This window comes from Streptomyces sp. TRD_SC_5 (assembly GCF_056836825.1).
Window position 1 is genome coordinate 2,136,052 of record NZ_JBWZZS010000001.1, and the last position, 20,168, is coordinate 2,156,219.

The 20,168-nt window shown below is 71.9% G+C and carries 19 protein-coding genes; 9 read left to right on the plus strand and 10 right to left on the minus strand.

Features of this window, described 5'->3' with window-relative positions; all coding sequences use genetic code 11:
- Positions 1 to 88: 88 nt before the first annotated feature.
- Entirely contained in the window at positions 89 to 1,696 is a 1,608-nt protein-coding gene (locus AC1P0E_RS09840) for an MFS transporter (protein ID WP_482741786.1), read from the minus strand.
- Between the two features lie 117 nt (positions 1,697 to 1,813).
- Here AC1P0E_RS09840 and AC1P0E_RS09845 point away from each other — a divergent pair, with 117 nt between their 5' ends.
- From AC1P0E_RS09845 to AC1P0E_RS09875, 7 genes are all read left to right on the plus strand, one after another.
- A complete protein-coding gene (locus AC1P0E_RS09845) occupies positions 1,814 to 2,506 on the plus strand; it encodes a TetR/AcrR family transcriptional regulator (protein ID WP_482741787.1) in 693 nt (230 codons plus the stop codon).
- An 86-nt stretch (positions 2,507 to 2,592) separates the two neighbouring features.
- Positions 2,593 to 3,804, plus strand: coding sequence for an alpha/beta hydrolase (locus tag AC1P0E_RS09850; RefSeq protein WP_482741788.1), 1,212 nt, complete (start codon positions 2,593 to 2,595; stop codon positions 3,802 to 3,804).
- Positions 3,805 to 3,911: 107 nt separating this feature from the next.
- Entirely contained in the window at positions 3,912 to 4,817 is a 906-nt protein-coding gene (locus tag AC1P0E_RS09855; RefSeq protein ID WP_482741789.1) for a DUF4429 domain-containing protein, read from the plus strand.
- Between the two features lie 203 nt (positions 4,818 to 5,020).
- The gene (locus AC1P0E_RS09860) at positions 5,021 to 6,340 is read left to right on the plus strand and encodes a sensor histidine kinase (protein WP_482741790.1); all 1,320 of its coding nucleotides are present in this window, start codon (positions 5,021 to 5,023) and stop codon (positions 6,338 to 6,340) included.
- Positions 6,337 to 7,011: a response regulator gene (locus AC1P0E_RS09865; RefSeq protein ID WP_482741791.1), complete on the plus strand. Its 675-nt coding sequence runs from the start codon at positions 6,337 to 6,339 to the stop codon at positions 7,009 to 7,011. The genes AC1P0E_RS09860 and AC1P0E_RS09865 overlap by 4 nt, the downstream gene beginning before the upstream one ends.
- Positions 7,012 to 7,553: 542 nt before the next feature.
- Positions 7,554 to 8,573 carry an alpha/beta hydrolase gene (locus tag AC1P0E_RS09870; protein ID WP_482741792.1) on the plus strand — a complete coding sequence of 340 codons (1,020 nt, stop codon included), beginning with the start codon at positions 7,554 to 7,556 and terminating at the stop codon, positions 8,571 to 8,573.
- A complete protein-coding gene (locus AC1P0E_RS09875; protein WP_482741793.1) occupies positions 8,573 to 9,772 on the plus strand; it encodes an acyltransferase family protein in 1,200 nt (399 codons plus the stop codon). The genes AC1P0E_RS09870 and AC1P0E_RS09875 overlap by 1 nt, the downstream gene beginning before the upstream one ends.
- Positions 9,773 to 9,937: 165 nt before the next feature.
- Here AC1P0E_RS09875 and AC1P0E_RS09880 read toward each other — a convergent pair whose 3' ends face one another.
- From AC1P0E_RS09880 to AC1P0E_RS09895, 4 genes are read right to left on the minus strand one after another with little or no spacing between them, the layout of a single operon-like run.
- The gene (locus AC1P0E_RS09880; RefSeq protein WP_482741794.1) at positions 9,938 to 10,957 is read right to left on the minus strand and encodes an aldo/keto reductase; all 1,020 of its coding nucleotides are present in this window, start codon (positions 10,955 to 10,957) and stop codon (positions 9,938 to 9,940) included.
- 7 nt (positions 10,958 to 10,964) lie between these two features.
- Positions 10,965 to 11,420 carry a MerR family transcriptional regulator gene (locus AC1P0E_RS09885; protein ID WP_482741795.1) on the minus strand — a complete coding sequence of 152 codons (456 nt, stop codon included), beginning with the start codon at positions 11,418 to 11,420 and terminating at the stop codon, positions 10,965 to 10,967.
- 59 nt (positions 11,421 to 11,479) lie between these two features.
- Positions 11,480 to 11,794 carry a type II toxin-antitoxin system PemK/MazF family toxin gene (locus AC1P0E_RS09890; protein ID WP_482741796.1) on the minus strand — a complete coding sequence of 105 codons (315 nt, stop codon included), beginning with the start codon at positions 11,792 to 11,794 and terminating at the stop codon, positions 11,480 to 11,482.
- On the minus strand, positions 11,784 to 12,023 hold the full coding sequence (locus tag AC1P0E_RS09895; RefSeq protein WP_482741797.1) for a hypothetical protein: 240 nt from the start codon (positions 12,021 to 12,023) through the stop codon (positions 11,784 to 11,786). Before AC1P0E_RS09895 ends, AC1P0E_RS09890 begins: the two co-directional genes overlap by 11 nt.
- Positions 12,024 to 12,079: 56 nt before the next feature.
- Between AC1P0E_RS09895 and AC1P0E_RS09900 the strand changes: the two genes are divergently transcribed.
- Complete coding sequence (locus AC1P0E_RS09900) at positions 12,080 to 12,904, plus strand: serine hydrolase domain-containing protein (protein WP_482741798.1); 825 nt, start codon at positions 12,080 to 12,082, stop codon at positions 12,902 to 12,904.
- 148 nt (positions 12,905 to 13,052) lie between these two features.
- On the plus strand, positions 13,053 to 14,252 hold the full coding sequence (locus AC1P0E_RS09905; protein WP_482741799.1) for a serine hydrolase domain-containing protein: 1,200 nt from the start codon (positions 13,053 to 13,055) through the stop codon (positions 14,250 to 14,252).
- A 60-nt stretch (positions 14,253 to 14,312) separates the two neighbouring features.
- Here AC1P0E_RS09905 and AC1P0E_RS09910 read toward each other — a convergent pair whose 3' ends face one another.
- The 5 genes from AC1P0E_RS09910 to AC1P0E_RS09930 all read right to left on the minus strand — a co-directional run bounded on the left by AC1P0E_RS09910 (position 14,313) and on the right by AC1P0E_RS09930 (position 20,087).
- Positions 14,313 to 14,861 (minus strand): hypothetical protein, encoded by a 549-nt coding sequence (locus tag AC1P0E_RS09910; RefSeq protein WP_482741800.1) that lies wholly within the window; start codon positions 14,859 to 14,861, stop codon positions 14,313 to 14,315.
- Positions 14,858 to 16,345, minus strand: a complete 1,488-nt coding sequence (locus AC1P0E_RS09915; RefSeq protein WP_482741801.1) for an ATP-binding protein — start codon at positions 16,343 to 16,345, stop codon at positions 14,858 to 14,860. Before AC1P0E_RS09915 ends, AC1P0E_RS09910 begins: the two co-directional genes overlap by 4 nt.
- Positions 16,339 to 17,025 (minus strand): response regulator, encoded by a 687-nt coding sequence (locus AC1P0E_RS09920; RefSeq protein WP_482741802.1) that lies wholly within the window; start codon positions 17,023 to 17,025, stop codon positions 16,339 to 16,341. The genes AC1P0E_RS09915 and AC1P0E_RS09920 overlap by 7 nt, the downstream gene beginning before the upstream one ends.
- Positions 17,026 to 17,085: 60 nt before the next feature.
- Positions 17,086 to 18,789: a murein biosynthesis integral membrane protein MurJ gene (gene murJ, locus AC1P0E_RS09925; RefSeq protein ID WP_482745707.1), complete on the minus strand. Its 1,704-nt coding sequence runs from the start codon at positions 18,787 to 18,789 to the stop codon at positions 17,086 to 17,088.
- A 77-nt stretch (positions 18,790 to 18,866) separates the two neighbouring features.
- Complete coding sequence (locus AC1P0E_RS09930) at positions 18,867 to 20,087, minus strand: lipid II:glycine glycyltransferase FemX (protein ID WP_482741803.1); 1,221 nt, start codon at positions 20,085 to 20,087, stop codon at positions 18,867 to 18,869.
- Between the last annotated feature and the right edge of the window lie 81 nt (positions 20,088 to 20,168).

Genomic DNA, 20,168 nt, shown 5'->3' on the forward strand with positions numbered 1-20,168 from the left:
GCGGAAGAGGGTGGGGGCTGTTCCACCCGGATAGGCGACAGCCCCGCCGGAACCGTCCGGCGGGGCTGTCGTACGCACCAGGTTGACGTCAGATGTGGGCGCCGCCCGCAGCCGCGTCCGCGTTCGCGCCGCGCTTCGTCAAGGTGGCGACGAGCGCCGCGACGACGGCGACGACACCGGCGACGGTGAAGGCGAGGTGCATGCCCGACACGAACGTGTCATGGATGACCGCACCGATCTTGTCGATGACCGGCGGTTCCAGGCCCGCCTTGGCCAGCTCCTTCGCCGGCACGGAGGCGAACTCGGCCGCCTCCTCCAGCTTGGGGTCGGCCGGAATCGGGATGCCGGCTTCCTTCCAGTTGCCCGCGAAGTCGGCGCTGACCTTCGAGGACATGATCGCGCCGAGGACCGCGGTGCCGAGGGCGCCGCCGACCTGCATGGCGGCCTGCTGGAGACCGCCCGCGACCCCGGAGAGCTCCATCGGGGCGTTGCCGACGATGACCTCGGTGGCGCCGACCATGACCGGCGCGAGGCCGAGGCCCAGGAGTCCGAACCACAGCGACATCATCAGCGTGCTCGTGTCGGCCGTGAGCGTCGTCATGCCGAACATGGCGGCCGCCGTGGCGACCATGCCGCCGACGAGCGGGACCCGCGGGCCGAACTTGGTGATGAGCACGCCCGCCAGCGGCGAGGAGACGATCATCATGCCGGTCAGCGGCAGCAGGTGCAGGCCGCTGTCGACCGGGCTCATGCCGTGGACGCCCTGAAGGAAGAACGTCACGAAGAACAGGCCGCCCATGAAGGCGATGGCCATGAGGACCATGAGGACGACACCCGCGGAGAGCGGGACGGACCGGAACATGGCGAGCGGGATGAGCGGTTCCTTGACCTTCGTCTCCCAGACGGCGAAGACCACGAAGAGGACGACGGAAGCGCCCAGCCAGGCCCAGGTGCTGGGGCTGTCCCAGCCCCACTCGCCGGCCTTGATGATGCCCCAGACCATGGCGAACATCGCGCCGGAGAGCAGCACGATGCCGGGGATGTCGAAGGAGCGCGGGGCGTTCGCCGCGCGGTGGTCCTTGAGGATCACCAGGCCGAAGGCCAGCGCGACGATCCCGACGGGCACGTTGATGAAGAAGACGGACTGCCAGTTGACGTGCTCGACGAGCAGACCGCCGACGATGGGGCCGCCGGCGGTGGACGCGCCGATGACCATGCCCCAGATGCCGATGGCCATGTTCAGCTTCTCGGCCGGGAAAGTGGCGCGCAGCAGGCCGAGCGCGGCCGGCATGAGGAGTGCGCCGAACAGTCCCTGGAGTACCCGGAAGGTGATGACCAGGGAGATCTCGCTGGACAGGCCGATGGCCCCGGAGGCGAGAGCGAAGCCGGCGATGCCTATCAGGAAGGTCTGGCGGTGGCCGAAGCGGTCGCCGAGCTTGCCCGCGGTGATCAGGGCGACGGCGAGGGCGAGGAGGTAGCCGTTGGTGATCCACTGGACGTCGGCGAGCGAGGCGCCGAGGTCCTTCTGGATGGCGGGGTTGGCGATCGCGACGATCGTGCCGTCGAGCGCGACCATCATCACGCCGATGGCAACTCCGAAGAGCGTCAGCCAGGGGTGGCCACGGAGCCCCTTGGCCGGCGCAGGCGCGGGATCCTGCGGCGGCGGCGCCTTGTCGATGGTGGTCTGACTAGTCATACCCACGAGGCTAATGTCAGCCGCTGACAGTTGACAAACGAATTCACAAGCTGGTAACTGTCACGTAGCTCACAGGTATCCTGAGCTGGACAAAGACGAAAAGAGGCGCACCCACGGATGACCGAGCAGCAGACGACCGGCGAGTCGACGACGGGACTGCGCGAGCGCAAGAAGCAGCGCACCCGCGACGCCCTGCTGCGGGTCGCGCTCGAGCTCTTCACCACACAGGGGTACGAGCACACGACCGTCGACGAGATCGCCGACACCGTCGAAGTCTCCCAGCGCACCTTCTTCCGCTATTTCGCCAGCAAGGAGGAAGTCGCCTTCGCCGTCCAGGAGATGGTGGAGTCGCACTTCGTGGCGGAGCTGCGCTCGCGTCCCGCCGACGAGCGGCCGTTCGCCGCCATGCGCAACGCGGTCCTCTTCGCCTGGGACACCATCGGCGAGGCGATCGAAGCAGTCGTCCCGGTCGAACTGCACATGCGCACCTACCTGATGATCGAATCGACGCCCGCCCTGCTCGCCGCCCATCTGCGCCGCTCCACCGAGCTGGAGGAGCAGACCGCGCAGATCGTCGCCGACCGCGAAGGGCTCGACCTGGACACCGACCCGCGGCCACGTATCGCCGTCGCGGCGTTCACCGGCGTCATGCGGGTGACGGGGCGGCTGTGGGGGCAGGGCGAGGACACCAGCCCGGAGTCGATCAGGAGGCTGACCGAGCTCTACCTGGACCACTTGGAACCGGCGCTCGCTGCCGACTGGCGCGCCCCGGCGCGTACGCCGGGCATGCCGGACACACACGTAGGGTGACGGAGCCTCAGCCACCCCCGCCTTCAAACGTGATCCGCGTCACGGATTTCGCGACGAGCCCCACGCTTCTCCTAGGGTGGCTCGCAGTGACTTCTTTCGACTCCTCCCCCACCCTCAACGCATGGCGCGCGCTGCTCGCTCTCGGCGTGGTGTTCGTCCTGCTGGCCACCACCGGCTGGACCGCGATACGCCTCCACAAGAACGACTCCGACCTCCGTACGGCGTCGCTGGCCGCCTGGGACCGGGAGGGCATCGACGGCCGCGAGCTGCCGGAGGCCGGATCGACGCCCAACCGGCTCGCCCGCTTCTTCTCCGGCCTCACCGCCTCGCAGCGCACCCGGCTCGTCGACCGCTACCCACTGGTCGTCGGCAACCTGAACGGCGTGCCGCTCACGCTGCGCTACCGCGCCAACCACTTGGCGCTCGCACAGGCGCGCGCGGTCGAGCGGGAGCGTATGCACGACGAACGCCTCACTCCCTCGGGCCGTCAGACGGCGGCCCGCAGAATGCAGCGCTTCGAGTCGCTGATGGGCGAGGGGCGGCAGATCCTCGCGTTCGACCCCGTCGGCTCCGGCCAGGTCGCCGAGGTCTTCGGCGACCTCGGGCGCGCCGAGCGGGTCTCGGTCGTCGTTCCCGGCGTCGACACCAATGTGGTGAACTTCGAGCGGACGCGCCGCCAGTACACCGCTCCGGTCGGCATGGCGAAGTCGCTGTACGCCGCCGAGCGCGCCGCGTCGCCCCGTACCCGTACCGCCGTCATCGCCTGGGCCGACTACACCTCGCCCGTCGGCGTCGGCATGGACGCGGCCATCGGCCGGCTCGCCAGGGACGGCTCCAAGCGGCTCGACTCCATGGTGCGGGCACTGCCCGGCGACTCGAAGGTGTCGCTGTTCTGCCACAGCTACGGCTCGGTGGTGTGCGGCGTCGCCGCCCCCGCGCTGCCGCCCAGGGTCTCCGACATCGCGGTCGCCGGCAGCCCCGGCATGCGGGTCGAGAGCGCGAAGGAACTGCGCACCGGGGCCCGGGTGTGGGCCACCCGGGACCACGACGACTGGATCCAGGACGTGCCCTACCTGGCGGTCGGCGGGCTCGGACACGGGGCGGACCCGGTGACTCCCGAGTTCGGGGCGCGGGTCTTCTCGGCGACCGGTGCGGTGGGGCACGCGGGCTATTTCGAGCCGGGGACAGAAAGCCTGAGCAACTTCGCCTGGATAGGCGTCGGCTCGTACTCCACGGTGAGCTGTGCGGGCGACGGCGGGGCCTGCCGAAGTGGAATTTCCGGTGCGGAAGCGAACTGACGCGCGTAGAACCTCGTGGCGACCCGAGTGTGACCGGAGCATGGCCCGAACATCGCACCCGGCACCGAGGGGCGACGCGTGGGCGCACGCCGCATACGATGAGCCGCATGGGTGATGTGCTGGCCGGAATTCATGCCACCTGGGAGTTCGAAAGCGACTCCGTGCTCATCCGCTTCGAACGGGGGATCCGCACGCCGAAGCTGTTCCAGGCACTCGGCGAACGACGCATCCCGCACGAGGCGCTGGCGTCGGTGACCCTGACGCCGGGCAAGCGCGGCACAGTCGTTCTGCACGCGACCCCAAGACCGGGCGCCGACCCGCTCATGGAGGCCGCGGCCGGGCAGTTGCGGGACGGCGCCGACCCGTACCGGCTGGTGCTGCCGGCCGAGCGCGAGACGCTCGCGGAGTACTACGGCGACGAACTGCGCGCCCGGCTCGCCCCCGAGGCGTGGAGGCCCGCCGAGAAGTTCCTGGTGGCCGCACCGCAGGCGCCGCGGCATTTCAAGGCGTACGACGGCAAGGCGTCCTTCGACGGGTCGCGGGTGTCGTTCCGCTGGTTCTGGACGGGCGCGTCCTCCGCGAAGTGGAAGGCGGGCGACCAGAACTTCCGCATCCAGGAGCTGAACGGCGTCGAGTGGCGCTCCCCCGACGTCTTCGACGGGTACCTGCGGCTCCTGCGGCGCGGCGGCGGCCCGACCGCGTTCCCGCCGTCTGCGCAGCAGCAGTCGGCCCAGGCCGACCAGGACCCCGCCGCCGTCGTCTTCGGCCTCGGCTACGGCCCGGTGCACGAGTCCCTGCCGTTCGCCGCGGCGGTACTCGGCGCGGTCCGCACGGGGAGCGCGCCCCCGCGGGACCCGGCATCGGACGAGCCCGTGCCGGTGCCCGTCGCCGCGCGGCGCGACCCCGCCGACATCGCCGAACGGATACGCCACCTCGGCGACCTGCGCGAGGCGGGCCTGGTCACGGACGAGGAGTTCACCGCGAAGAAGGCGGAACTGCTGGCGGAGCTCTAGGGGCGGGCGGCCCGTGCGGGCCGCCCCTTCCCGAAACCGGGGCGCTGCCCCGGCCCCGGTCCTCACACGCCGGACGGGCTGGAATTGCTGAGCGTGGCGGGGCTCCGGGCCGGGGGTGTCGCCGTAGTACCCAGGTATTACGGCGGTCTCCGCACCCGGGTATGACGACCGTGCGCACCGGGGCTGCCTACGCTGGCCGGGCCATGACCGAACCTTCCGCTCCCCCGCCCCCCACCGACGGCCTCATCACCGCCGGGCGGCGCAATCTGCGTGCCCTCGGCCATGCCGTCACGCATCCCTCCCACGCGCCGACGCCCCTGTTCGCCGACGCCCCGAAGCGGTGGCAGCGGTTGCTGCCGTACGCCGTGGTGGTCGGCCTCGTCGCCACCTTCCTCCCTGTCACGATCAGCGTCCTCAGCACCGACTACGGCGTACCCGGCGGGCTTGCCGGGGCCATTGCCGCCGCGCAGACCGTTCCGCTGCTGATGATCGCCCACCGGCCGCTCCAGGCCTGGTGGATCATCCTGCCCGCCGATGTCGTCGGCGGGCTGTTCGCCCTGGACGGGCTCGGTACGGACGACCCCTGGCCGTGGACCCCGCCCGTCATCGTGGCGTACCTCTTTCTGCTGCTCGCGCTGGCACTTCGCGAGACGCGCCAGACCCTGATCGGGGTCTGGCTCGTCACCGGCGCGTCCGGTCTCGTCCTCGGCCGGCTCTTCCCGGAAGGGAGCGACGGTACGAACGTCCTGCTGATCGTCCTCAGCGCCGTCGTCCTCGTCATCGGCGGCGCGCTGCGCGAGCGCGGCGAAGCGCAGCGGCGGCTCGTCGAGCAGGAGACCATCAGCGAGGCGGAGCGGGCGCAGCGCACGCTGCTCGAAGAACGCACCCGTATCGCCCGCGAGCTGCACGACGTCGTCGCCCACCACATGTCGGTCATCACCGTCCAGGCGGACTCCGCGCCGTACCGCGTCGGCGGCCTCTCCTCCGAGGCGCAGGAGGAGTTCGCCTCGATCGCCGCGAGCGCGCGGGAGTCGCTGACCGAGATGCGGAGGCTGCTTTCGGTGCTGCGCAGCGAGGACGCCACGGGTGAGCGGGCTCCGCAACCCGGCCTCGACCGGCTCCAACAGCTCGTCGAAGCGACGGTACGGACCGGGGTTCCGGCCGAGCTGTCCCTCGGCACGGGCCTCACCGACGCGGGTCGGCTGCCGCAGTCCATCGACCTGTCGGCGTACCGCATCGTCCAAGAGGCCCTGGCCAACGTCGTGCGGCACGCGCCCGGCGCGACCACCCGCGTCTCCGTCTCCTCCGACGGCACCGACCTCACCGTCCTCGTCGTCAACGGCCCTCCCGCCGGGCCGACATCGCCCGTCGAGGCGAGCGGGGCGGGCGGACACGGCCTCGTCGGGATGCGTGAACGCGTACGGTTGACCGGCGGCACGCTCGACACCGGCCCGCTGCCCGACGGCGGTTTCCGGGTCGCCGCCCGGCTTCCCCTCGGCGCGAAGGACCCCACCACTCCATGACCATCCGCGTGATCATCGTCGACGACCAGGCCATGGTGCGGGCGGGGTTCGCCGCGCTGCTGTCGGCGCAGAGCGACATCGACGTGGTGGGTGAGGCGCCGGACGGACGGCAGGGGATCGAGGTCAGCCGGAACACTCATCCCGACGTGGTCCTCATGGACGTACGGATGCCCGAGATGGACGGGCTCGCGGCGGCGCGTGAGCTGCTGGACCCGCCGGTCGGGGTCGTCCACCGGCCGAAGGTCCTGATGCTCACGACGTTCGACGTGGACGACTACGTGTACGAGGCGCTGCGCGCCGGGGCGTCCGGGTTCCTGCTGAAGGACGCACCGCCTGCGGACCTGATCTCCGCGGTGCGGGTGGTGGCGGCCGGAGAGGCGCTGCTGGCACCGTCGGTGACGCGGCGTCTGATCGCGGACTTCGCGCGGCAGCGGCCGGCGCCGCGCAAGGACCCGTCGCTGCGGCTCAACGGGCTTACGCCGCGCGAGACGGAGGTTCTGGAGCTGATCGCCCGGGGGTTGTCGAATCAGGAGATCGCGGCGTCGCTGGTGCTGGCGGAACAGACCGTGAAGACGCACATCGGCCGCGTCCTGGCCAAACTGGACCTGCGCGACCGCGCGCAGGCGGTGATCTTCGCGTACGAGTCGGGGCTGGTTTCGCCGGGGTCGTGACGGGGGGGCATGTGCCGGGGGCCGGGACCTACGGGAGCGGCATTCGGGACTGCACGATTCAGGCGCGACGCGGGGGTGCCTGAAAGCCTCCCCGGCGTCCTGCCCACACATCACGCTTTACGTCCCGAACACCGCTCCCTACGGCCCCGGCCCCCTCCCGCACTCCGGAACCGACCCCCACCCAGCAACACGCCGCCCCTCGCGCACAACACCCCTGCGGGGGCGGGCGGGTGGCCCGCCCCGGTCCCGTGCAGCGTTCGCCGGGGAGAGGGGGCGGGTCGCGCAGGGGGCGGTGTTCGGGACGTAGAGCGTGATTTGTGCGCAGGGAGTGGGCTTCGTACAAAGGGCGCTGCGGCGCGGCTAAATCATGCAGTCCCGAACGCCGCCCCCGGAGCGGCCCGGCCCCGGCTCGCGCCCCGAGAGCCTCCCCCTACCCCGGTAGCACCCCCGACTTGGCTCTCCGGGGTGACGCCCCCTCAAGCGTCCTCTTCCTACCTTCCTCTCCGCCAGCCACTGGACGAGAAGCAGAAGAAGAGGGAATCATGCGCCGCTTCAAGAGGACCCTGGTCGCGGTCGCTCTCGCGACAACTGTCGTTTCGGGCACCGCCGGCTGGGCCTCCGGCACCGCGCAGGAGCCCGTCACCGGCCCGCCCCCCGGCACCGCCGCCTGGCAGCGCGAGGGGCTGCCCGACCCCGCCGCGACCACCCCCGCCCAATTCGCCCGCTTCTTCGCGGCGCTCAGCCAGGACCGGCAGCAGGACCTCGTCCGCCGCCACCCCACCGTCGTGGGCAACCTCGACGGCGCCCCCGTCGAGCTCCGTTACGCCGCCAACTCCCGCACCGCGAAAGCCCGCGGCTTCGCCCGCTTCGCCGAGCCCGGCCGCCAGATCCTCGCCCTCGACCCGCGCGGCCGCGGCCAAGTCGCCGAGGTGTACGGGGATTTGCGCAAGGCCGAGCACGTGGCCGTCGTCGTCCCCGGTTCGGACATCGACGCCCGCACCTTCGACCGTACGAACGACCCCTACGGCACCCCGGCCGGCATGGCCAAGTCCCTGCGCGACGCGACAAAGGGTCACCGCACCGCCGTGATCGCCTGGGCCGGTTACACCACCCCCGTCGGCGTGGGCCTGGACGCCGCCACCGGGGACCTCGCCGAGGCCGGCGCCGACCGCCTCGCCCGGCTGACGGACGGGCTCGACGCCACCGGCGCCCCGGACCCGGCCCTCTTCTGCCACAGCTACGGCTCCGTGGTCTGCGGCCTGGCCGCCCCGCGCCTCGACGCCGCCGACGTCGTCGCGCTCGGCTCCCCCGGGATGCGCGCGGACAGCGTCGACGACCTGCGCACGGACGCCCGCGTGTGGGCCGCCAAGGACCCGTCCGACTGGATCGACAACATCCCGAACGTCGAGTTCGCCGGCCTGGGCCACGGCGCCGACCCCACCGACCCCGCCTTCGGCGCCCGCCGCGTACCGGCCGATGACGCCGACGGCCACACCGGCTACTTCGCCGCCGGCACCCAGTCCCTGCGTACCTTCGCCTCGATCACCGTGGGGGAGCTGTGATGAGGGCGAGGAATCTGGCGGCGACGATCGAAGCGCGGACCCCCGCCCACCGCGACCGCGCCGTCGACGGCCTGCGCGCGCTCGCGCTGCTCGCCGTTCCCACCGGCCACTGGTTGCTCGGCGGCTTCACGCTGGACGGCGGCGGCGCCCTGCGCAACGCCAGCCCGCTCGCGTCGTTCGGCTTCTTCGCGCCGGTGAGCTGGGTGCTCCAGATGCTGGGTGTCTTCTTCCTGGTCGGCGGCTACGCGTCCGTCCTGTCGTACCGCCGTCACCAGGGCCCGGCCGGCGCGTGGCTGCGCGGCCGGATCGCGCGGCTCGGTCGGCCCGTGCTCGGCGTGACCGCCGTCTGGGCGGCGATGATCCCGCTGTTGTACGCGATGGGGGTGCCGGCCACGACGCTGCGGACCGGGGCGACGCTGGTGATCCAGCCGCTGTGGTTCGTGGGGGTGTACGTGGTGGTGACCGCCCTGACCCCGTACTGCGTGCGCGCCTCCCGCACGATGGGCGCGTGGGCCGCCGCGCCGCTCTTGGGTTCCGTCGCCGTCGTCGACTTTCTGCGGTACGGGCCGTACGCGGAAGCCGTGCCGTCCTGGCTGAGCCTGCTGAATCTGCTTCCGGGCTGGCTCTTCGCGTACCAACTCGGTGTCTCCTGGGGCGAGAAGCGCATCGGCAGGCGGGGCGGCGTGGTGCTGCTGATCGGCGGCGCTGTGCTGTTCGCCGTGCTGCTGGTGGCCCTTCACTACCCGGCGTCGATGGTCGGCGTACCGGGAGAGACCCGCACCAACTCGCATCCGCCGTCCTTGCTGGTCCTCGCCCTCGCGGCGGTGCAGAGCGGCGCCGCGATCCTGCTGCGCGACCGGATCGGGCGGCTGCTGCGCAGGCCGGCGCTGTGGGCGCCGGTCGTCGTGATCAACCTGTCGGCGATGACGATCCTGTGCTGGCACCAGACGGCGATGCTCGCGGCGGCGGTCCCGGCTTCGTTCCTCGGTACGGTTCCGGGTCTGACGGCGGCCCCGGATTCGCTGGGCTGGGTCCTGGCGAGGGCCGCGTGGCTGCCGGTGTTCGCGGGGCTGCTGATGCTGATCGGGCGTTACGCGCGGGGATTCGACGCGCCGTGGACGAAGGCGACGAAGGCCCGCCGGGCAGCGGCGACGCTGCTCGCGGCGGGCTTCGCGGTGTTCGCGCTGGGGCTGGCGTGAGTGCGGGGTGTTACCGGGGGTGGGCCGTGGGGGCAGGTCCCGGCCCCCGGCACCGACACGCAGCCCGCCGGCGCGAAGGCCGCCACAGCCGCAGCCCAGGCCCGTCCGGCGATCGAGGACCGGCCCGGCGCCACGCTCAGGCGCGCGGCGCAGCCCCCGCGCTCCCTACTCCCGTCCCGCCGAAGTGAACGTCATGTCCGCGTACCGGCCCCCCGCCACCTGGCTCGCGATCGGCTCGAGCAGTTCCATCTCGCTCTCGGTGAGCAGGAGATGCGTCGCCGCCGCGTTCTCCTCCACCCGGCTGCGCCTGCGCGTTCCCGGGATCGGTACGACGGTCAGTCCGTGCACCTGTGCCTGCTGCTGCACCCAGGCGAGCGCGACCTGCCCGAGCGTGGCGTTGCGGCCCTCGGCGAGCTTGCGCACCGGTTCGAGCAGCAAGGCGTTCGCGCTCGCGTTGTCCCCGTTGAAGCGGGGCTGGTTCCGGCGGAAGTCGTCCTCGGTCAGGTCCTTCTCCGCGCTGGTGAAGGAGCCGGTGAGGAAGCCGCGGCCGAGCGGGGAGTACGGGACGAGGGCGACGCCCAGCTCCCGCGCCGCCGGGACGACCCCCTCCTCGATGTCACGGCTGAACAGCGACCACTCCGACTGCACGGCCGCGATCGGGTGCACGGCCTGCGCGGCCCGCAGCTCGCCGCCGGTCACCTCGCTCAGCCCGAGGTGCTTGACCTTGCCCTCGCGCACGAGCTCGGCCATCACGCCGACCGTCTCCTCGATGGGGACGTTCACGTCACGCCGGTGCATGTAGTAGAGGTCTATCTCGTCGACGCCGAGACGCTGGAGGCTGCCCTCGATGCACTCGCGGATGTACGCGGCGTCGTTGCGGATGGTCCGCTTCGCCGGGTCTTCGGGGTCCACGGCCAGCGCGAACTTCGTCGCGATGACGACCTCGTCCCGGTGCGCCCGGACGAACGGCGCGAGGAACTGCTCGTTCTCACCGGCCGCGTACGCGTCCGCCGTGTCGTAAAGGGTGATGCCCAGTTCGAACGCCCGCTCCAGCGTCGCCCGCGCCTCGTCGGCGTCCGTGGGTCCGTAGGCGAAGCTCATGCCCATGCAGCCGAGGCCCTGTACGCCGACTTCCGGCCCACCGGTCCCGAGCCGGACTGTTTCGATCTTGGTGTCGTGGCTCATGTGGGTTTCAGGCCCTCTCCGACGCCCGCCGGGCGTCCGCGTAAAAGTTGATCTTGTAATCCAGTACGGCCAGCGTGTCCCGCAGCTCGGCGATGCGCGAACGCACATCCCGGCGTGTCGACTCCAGCAGCTCCTGCCGCTCCTCGAAGGTGTGCTCACCGGCGCGCAGCAACTCGGCGTACCTGACCATGTCGGCGACCGGCATGCCGGTCAGCCGCAGCTTGCCGACGAAGGCCAGCCAGTCCAGGTCGCTGTTGCGAAAGCGCCGCTGGCCGGTGTGCGAGCGGTCGACGTGCGGCATCAACCCGATCCGCTCGTACCAGCGCAGGGTGTACGCCGTGAGCCCCGTGTGCGCCGCGACCTCGCTGATCGTGTAGTGGTCACGGCCTTCGGGGCGCGGGTGCGCCCGGGGCACCGCGGTCAGGGAAGCGGTGCGTGCGGGTGGGGTTTCCGTCACGGTCATGACCTCCACGCTAGGACCTTGGAGTGCACTCCAAGCAAGACCCGTCTCGCCGTCTGCGCTCAGAGCAGGCCGAGCACGAGCTTGACCGCGTGCTCAATCTCCTCCCATTCCTCAGGCTCGACCCGGCCGGCGAAATCTCCGAGCCGCTCCGAGGTCACGGCCGCCATCTGCTCCACGAGCACCACAGCGGCGGTGCCGTCCATGTCCAGGCGCGGGTGGAGAACACCCGTTCGCGCACGGGTGGAAGTGGGCGCCACGATCAAGGTCGATGTGTGCAGCCGCTCGGTCTGGAGCACGACCGCGTACCGCGCGCCCTGCTGTTCGTGGCCAACCGCAGCCTTGTTCGCCCGCAGCCGGTACAGATCACCACGCACGGAGTTCGCCCATCTCCTCCTGCACCTCGGAAATCTCTTCCTGGTACGCCGGGTCCGCCCGCCACTCGGCCAACTCCGCCTCCGCCCGCCTGTACTGCTCAGCGACATACACCTCATGAATCGCCTGCCGTATTACGTCAGACGCGGTGGCGCCGCGCAGCTCCGCGAGCGCCTCGAGCTCACGGCGTGTCGCCTCATCCGGACGGAAACTGATCGCCTTGACTGTCATACAGATACTGTATGACGATTTGTATGACGCGGCAAGCTGCCCGGTAGGGTCGCCCTATGCAGAACCTGGCGTTGATCGAGAACTGGCCGGTACCCACCGCGGCTGCCGCCGTCGTACGGGCGGACGGCACCGTCGTCGGGTCGTACGGCCCGACGGGCCACCGTTTCCCGCTGGCGTCGGTCACCAAGCCGCTCGCCGCGTACGCCGCCCTCGTCGCGTACGAGGAGGGGGCCGTCGAGCTCGACGAGCCGGCCGGGCCCGAGGGGTCGACAGTGCGCCACCTCCTCGCCCACACCAGCGGTCTCGCCTTCGACCAGCACCGCGTGATGGCACCGCCCGGCGAGCGCCGGCTCTACTCCAACGCGGGCTTCGAGGTGCTCGGCGACCACATCGCGAAGGCGACGGACATTCCCTTCGCCGAGTATCTGCGCCAGGCGGTTCTCGAACCGCTGGGCATGGCGGCCACCACGCTGGACGGCTCCCCCGCCAAGGACGGCGTCTCGACCGTCGACGACCTGGCACGCTTCGCGTCCGAGCTCCAGGCCCCGCGCCTGCTGGACGCCCGGACGGTCGCCGGGGCGACGGCCGTCGTCCATCCCGGGCTGAAGGGCGTACTGCCCGGCTACGGCCACCAGAATCCCAACGACTGGGGGCTGGGTTTCGAGATCCGCGACTCCAAGTCGCCTCACTGGACCGGCGGTTCGTCCTCGCCGCGTACGTTCGGACACTTCGGGCAGTCCGGTACGTTCCTGTGGGTGGACCCGAACGCGGGCCTGGCGTGCGTGGCTCTGACGGACCGGGCGTTCGGCCCGTGGGCGGCCGAGGTGTGGCCGCCGTTCACGGACGCGGTGCTCGCGGAATTCGGGCCGGGCGCTCGCTAGGCCCTGTCCGGCGGAGCGCGGGGCGGGCCAGGGGCATGGCTCCGAAGGGGTGGACTTGGCGGGGCGCGTGCCCTACGAGGGCGTCCGCCAGATGCCCGGATGGTGATGTTGCCCTCCGAGTCCCTGACCTGGAAGAGGCGCCCCCGATATGCGACGTACCCCCTACCGCCGTCTGTTCGCCGCGAGCCTGCTCGTGGCGTCCGTGCTGGCTCCGGTCGCGGTGACTCCTGCTACGGCTGTCCACGCCGGCAGCGTCGACCGGTACGACAAGGACGACCGCCGGCCGGACGGGCTCGGTCCCGAGCTGACCGCCCGGCTGGACGAGACCATCGAGGACGTCCGCCGGCAGGCCGGCATCCCCGGCGTCGTCGTCGGGCTGTGGATGCCGGGCAAGGGGAACTACGTCCGCGCGACCGGCGTCGCCGACATCCACACCGGCAGGCCGATGACCACCGACGCCTACATCCGGATCGGCAGCGAGACCAAGACCTTCACGGTCACCGCGCTGCTCAAGCTCGTCGACGACCGCCGGATCCGGCTGGACGACCCGATCTCCGCCTACGTCCGCGGGGTGCCGAACGGTGACCGGATCACGCTGCGTCATCTCGCCGAGATGCGCAGCGGCCTGTTCCCGTACACCGACGACCCGGACTTCGTACAGGCGCTGGAGAGCGACCCGAGTCGCCCGTTCACCCCGCGGGAGTCGCTCGCGTACGGCTTCAAGCACCCGAACACCTTCGCGCCCGGCAAGAAGTTCCAGTACTCCAACAGCAACCTCGTGCTCCTCGGTCTGGTGATCGAGAAGGTCAGCGGCATCAGGCTCGCCGACTTCATCCACCAGCAGGTGCTCCGCCCGGCCCACCTGCGCCACACGCTGTTCCCGAAGGGCCCCGAGTTCCCCGAGCCGCACCCGCGCGGCTACACCGATCAGACCCCGAGCGGCGAGCTCACGGACGCGACGGACTGGAACCCCAGCTGGGCGTGGGCGGCCGGGGCGATGATCTCCAACCTGCACGACCTGCACCGGTGGGCCAAGATCGTCGCCACCGGCACGCTGCTCCGCCCCGAGACCCAGCGGGAGCGGCTCAGGACGCTGCCGACCGGCTTCCCCGGCACGACCTACGGCCTCGGCATCATGAAGACCGGCGGATGGATCGGGCACAACGGATCCATCCCGGGCTACGAGAGCGTGACGGTCTACCTGCCTTCGAAGAAGGCCACCCTGGTCCTGATGCTCAACACCGACGTCTCCTCCCAGGGCCAGGAGCCGTCCACGCTCCTCGCCCGGGCGATCACCGAGATCGTGACCCCGAACAACGTCTACGCCGGCGCGGTTCCCCCGCGGTAGTCCAGGCGAGGAGGCTGTCGACGCCGGCCCGGCAGCGCATCCACCAGCACCGGACAGTGCCTAGTCGCAGGTGGCGGCCGGCAGGGAGCCGTCGCTTCCGGTGAGGGCCACTTTCACCAGGCCCTCGGGGTCCTCGGCGTGTGCCGTCGTGCAGATCAGCTGCCGGACGGCGGCCGCGTCGAGTGAGCGCACCGCGAACGTGGTCGTGACATGGACCGCCTGCGGCGCGCCCCCCGGACTGCCCGCCTCCTGGCCCGGTACGGAGTCCTCCCGGCCGGCCGGCTCCACCTCGACCTGCTTGGTGCCGGCGGGCAGCCGGGTGGTGATCCCGGCAACCCGCTCCTCCTCGGTGGGGCCGGCGAGCAGCGCGGCGAGCGTCTTGGCGGTCGGCGGAGGGCTGTCCCCCCAGTCGATGGACCTGGCCACGGGGATCGGCCTGCCCTCCGGCCCGACGAAGAAGAGCAGCATCCTCTCCAACTGGTCGGGGGCGACGGGGACGACGGCCGGGCCGCCCGCCTCGACCACTTCGCTGGCCTGGATTCCGCACCCGGCGAGCAGCAGCAGCGAGGCCGACGCCCATGCAGCTGCGGCGGCTCCTACCCGCCTCACGCGGTCACCTCGCTCGTGGTGAGGGGTATCTCGACGACGAACACGGCGCCGCCGTCGGGGCCGTTCGCGGCCCGGACCGTACCGCCGTGCAGCCGTACGTTCTCCAGGGTGATGGCGAGTCCCAGGCCGCTGCCCTCCGAGCGGGTACGGGCCTGCTCCGCCTTGTAGAAGCGGTCGAAGACGTGCGGCAGCACGTCCGTCGGGATGCCGGGGCCCCGGTCGGCCACCTCCGTGACGAGCCAGTGCGAGCTCTCGCCGCCCGGTGCGTCCGGGGCGGGCGGTCGGGTCTCGGTGCGCAGCCCGACCGTGACGGGCGGCCGGCCGTGCCGCAGGGCGTTGCCGACGAGGTTGGCGATCACGACGTCGAAGCGCCGGGGGTCGAGCCGGGCGCGGATGCCGTCGGGCAGATCGAGGACTATCTGCGCCGGGTCCGTCCAGTGCCGGTTCTGGAGGGTCCTGCGAATGGTCTCGGCCGCGTCGACCTCGTCGGTGTTCAGCTCGGCCGCGCGGGCGTCGAAGCGGGAGATCTCCATCAAGTCCTCGACCAGTACGGCGAGTTTGTCCGTCTCGCTGCTGATCAGCCGGACGGCCGCGGCCGTGTCCGGGTCCAGGCCGGCCGCGTCCTCGTCGAGCAGCTCGGTGACGGCGAGCATCCCGGCGAGCGGGGTGCGCAGTTCGTGCGAGACGTCGGAGGCGAACCGGCGGGCGCGGGCCTCGGCGCGCTGGAGGTCGTCCACGGAGCGTTCGAGCGCCGCCGTGGACTCGTTGAACGTACGCGCGAGTTCGGAGAGTTCCCCGCCGCCCTTGACCGGGATACGGGTGTCCAGCCGGCCCCGCCCGAGGCTGCGGGCCGCTTGCCGCAGGTCGCGTACCGGGCGCAGCACGCTGCGGGCGGCGAGGAGGGCGGGCACCAGGGCGATCGCGAGCGCCGGCAGCGCGCCGTCCCGTGCGGCGACGACCATGGCGTCGATGTTGGCCTGTTCGTCGGTCAGCTGCATGACGGCGTAGAAGGTGAGGCCGGTGGGCCGTACCGTCCGGCCTCCCGTGCCGGTCTGGGCGGTCTTGAAGACGACCGGTACGGCGATGGTCAGGTAGGGCTCGCCGTTCTTGACGACCCGCTGGAAGCTGCCGTGCGGGGTGCCCCGGGCCTGGCGGCGCAGCTCGGGCGTGATGACGGTGGAGGTGGGGTTGGTGCCGGAGGAGAGCCGGACCGACCCGTACTCGACGTACACCCACCAGTTGCGGGGCTTCCCCTGCCGGGCGAGCCCACGGACCATTCCCTGCATCTGCTCGTTGTTGGGCGGCAGGTTGACGTGGAGTTCCTGGATCTGGTCGCGGAAGGACGAGACGGCCGTGTCCTGCGCCTGTTCCAGCAGGGCGTTGCGCGCCTCGCGGTAGGTGAGGGCTGCGGTGGTGCCGCAGCCGACCGCGGCGACGAGGAGGAAGGCGAGGACGAGCCGCGTACGGAGCCCGGTGATCAGCACAGCGGCCCGAAGCGGTAGCCGAAGCCGCGCAGGGTCTGGATGTAGCGGGGGTTGCCCGGGGTGTCCTCGATCTTGTTGCGCAGCCGCCGTACGCACGCGTCGACGAGCCGCGCGTCGCCGTGGTAGCTGTGCTCCCAGACGTGTTCCAGCAACTGCTGCCTGCTGAAGACCTGTTCCGGGGCCGCGCACAGGTGCAGCAGCAGTTTCAGCTCCGAGGGCGCGAGGGCGATGCGTTCGCCGGACTTGGCGACGGTGAGCCCGGCCCGGTCGACGGCGAGTTCGCCGTGGAACTCGACGGCGGGCCGCACGCCGCCCGGTTCCTCGATGCGGCGCAGCACCGCCCGTATCCGGGCCTCGATCACTTCCGTACGGGCCGGCTTGACGATGTAGTCGTCGGCGCCCGCCTCCAGGCCGATGACGACGTCGAAGTCGTCGCCGCGCGCGGTGAGCATGATGATCGGCAGCTGGCTGTTCTCGCGGACCCGGCGGCAGACCTGGACGCCGTTCATGCCGGGCAGCATCAGGTCCAGGAGCAGCAGGTCGGGCCGGAACTCGGCGAGGGCGGCGAGCCCGGCCTCGCCGGTCGCGGCGGTCCGTACGTCATGGCCCCGGCGGCGCAGCCCGAGCTCGACCCCTTCCCGTACGGAGGGGTCGTCTTCTATCAGGAGCACGCGTGGCATCTGCGGATTATCCCAAGTGGTGAGAGCCGGGTGATCGTCGCTGTGTTCATGGGGACCTCCTCATCGCCGCGCCGGGCGCAGCCGCCGTACCGCGCCCGAGAGCAGGGCGTCGACTTCCGCCAGGCGCAGGGGCTTCGCCAGTACGGCGAACACCGCGAGGATCGCCGCTCCGCCCGCCGCCGTCGCGGCCACGGCTCCCGCGCCGCCCGCCCAACCGGCCGCGAGGTGGCCGAGCGCCGCGGCGGGTACGGCGGCCGCGAGGAGCCGGGCGTGCGCGGCGATGGCCGGTGAGCGTCCCGTCGTCCGGCCGGAGGGCAGGCGCCTGTGCAGGGTGTACGCCGTGAGCGCCCAGCCCGCGAGGAGGGCCAGCGAGTACGCCCCGGCCATGCCCGTCACCGCCCAGCGCACGGGAAGCAGGTGGTACGCGGCCGCGGCCAGGCCGGCGTTGAGTCCGGCGATCACCAGGTTGAGGAGGAAGGGGGTGCGGGTGTCGCGCAGGGCGTAGAACGCGCGGGAGAGGACGTACTGACCCGAGAAGGCGACCAGGCCCGGCGCGAAGGCCATCAGAATGCCCGCCATCGCCGCGATCTCGCCGGCGCCGGTCCTGCCGTACTGGAAGACGAGCGCCATCAGCGGCTGGGCCAGGGCGAGGAGCGCGCAGGCTGCCGGGACGACGGCGGCGGCGCTGGTGCGCAGTGCGTACGAGACGTCGCGGCGTACGGCGGGCTTGTCCCCGTCGGCCGCCGATCCGCTCATCCGGGGCATCAGCGCGGTGATCAGCGACACCGTCACGATGCCGTGCGGCACGGCCCACAGGAGGTAGGCGTTGGTGTACGCGCTGAAGCCGAGGCCGCCGCCGATGCCCTGGTCCGCCGCCCGCTGCCCTGCCGATGTGGCAAGCCGGGTCACGACCCAGTACGCGGCCTGGTTGGTGAGGACCAGCATCACCAGCCAGCCGGCCGCCCGCATCGGCCTGGTCAGTCCGCTGCCCCGCCAGTCGAACCGCGGGCGCCAGCGGAAGCGGGCCGCGCGCAGGGAGGGCAGGAGGCCGAGCGCCTGGAGGGCTATGCCGGCCGTGGTGCCCCAGCCGAGCAGGGCCGTCTGCGCGGGGGTGAGAGCACCTTCGGACTTCGTCGCGATCCCGAGGTAGAGCCCGAACACCGCGATGACGACAAGGTTGTTGAGGACCGGTGCCCACATCATGGCGCCGAACCGGCCGCGCGCGTTGAGGATCTGGCCGAGCAGCGTGAACAGCCCGAGGAAGAAGATCTGCGGCAGGCAGTAGCGGGCGAACGCGACCGTCATGGTGGCCTGCGCGTCCGAGTAGTCGGTGTACGCGGCGACGATGGCGGGCGCCGCGAGCACCGCGCCGGCGGTGATCGCCAGCAGCGCCACGACGCAGACGGTGAGCAGCCGGTCGGTGTAGGCGGCTCCGCCGTCCTGGTGCTCCTTGGCGGCCTTGACCAGCTCGGGTACGAAGACGGCGTTGAGGGCGCCGCCGAGGAGCAGCATGTAGACGATGGTGGGGACGGAGTTGGCCACCGCGTAGCCGTCGGCGGTCAGGCCGATGCCGAGCGCCGCGGCGACGACGGCCGACCGTACGAAGCCGGTGGCTCGGGAGACGAGAGACCCGGCGGCCATGAGCGCGCCACTGCGCAGCAGGGACGCCTTCGGGGCCCCGGCGCCCGCCGCCCCGCCGTCGCGGTCCGTCGGGCCGGACGGCGCGCGCCCGGCCTGGCCCGGCACACCACCGCCACCGCCCATGGGGCCGGACGCGGCGCCGGGGCTTGCGGCGGCACTCGCGCTCGCGTCCGTGTCCTCGCCCGTGTTCGCGGTCGTGCTCATCGGCGGGCCAGGTACGCCTGGAAGGCGCGGTACAGCGTGTGGTTGGCGGTGCCGCTCATCGGTGTTTCCCACTCCCCCAGCGTTTCGACGACCTGGCCGCCGGTGCCGAGCTTCCAGCGCAGCAGCCCGTGTCCGCGGTCGTCCGGGTCGAGGGTGGAGGGTACCCCGCGCATGTCGTAGACGTCGGCGCCGAGTGCGTGGGCGTCGCGCAGCATGCGCCACTGCAGGGCGTTGGAGGGGCGGACCTCGCGACGGTGGTCGGCGGAGGCACCCGTCTGGTACCAGACCCGGCGGCCCACCGTGATCATGGTGTGGGCGGCAAGGATCTCGCCGCCGTGGCGGGCGAGGTAGAGCTTCATCCGGCCCGGCTCCTCGGCGTTGAGGACCTCGTACTGCCGCTCGTAGTACGCCAGTGAGCGGCCGAGCCGGAATCCGTCGCGCTCCTCGGTGATCCGCAGCAGCCGGTAGAACTCGGGCAGGTCGGCGGCGCCGCCGACCGACACCTCGACGCCCGACTTCTCCGCCCGGCGGACGTTGCGGCGCCACTCCTGGTTGAGCCCGCGCCACAGGTCGTCGGTGGTACGCCCGGTGAGCGGGACCTGGAAGACGAGGCGCGGCTGCGCGTCCCCGTCGCTGCCGGGGCCGTCGCCTCCGCAGCGCCGCCAGCCGCGCGCCCGCAGCCGCTCGGACACCGCGGTGCCCAGCGGGTCGACCTCGCAGGCGAGGACGTCGGAGACGTGGCAGCCGCGACCGGTGAGCTGCTTGAGGCGGGCGGCGTTCCAGCGGCGGAAGGCGGGTGAGGGACCGATGCGTACGGCGAAGACACCGGCCGCCCGCAGGTGGTGCAGAAGCGGCGTGAGCCAGCCGTCGATGTCCGGGTCGGCCCAGTCCGCGTACGGCCCCTCGGGCAGGTAGGCGAAGTACTTCCGGGTGCCGGGGAACGGGCGGAGCAGGACCAGCGCCACCCCGGTCAGCCCCTGCGCCCCGGTCAGCCCCTGCCCCCCGGGAGCGCCGGGGCTCTCCCCCGCCGGCCCCCAGCCGATCAGCCGGGGCTGCCACCCCTCCTTCACAGCGGCCCAGGAGGGGCACTGCAGAAAGCTGGGGCCCGGGGACCCGGCCCCACGGGCTGCGAGAAACGCCCGGTAGGTCTCGGTGGTGATGGGCCCCAGCCACGTCTCCCGGCTACGGGCGGCCGCCGTCACGAGCAGAGCTGACACAGCGTGAGCCTCCGATTTCCGCCCCTCGTTCGTGGGGCAGCCAGGAGATTCACAGCCGTCCGTGACCGCGTCGCGCGACGA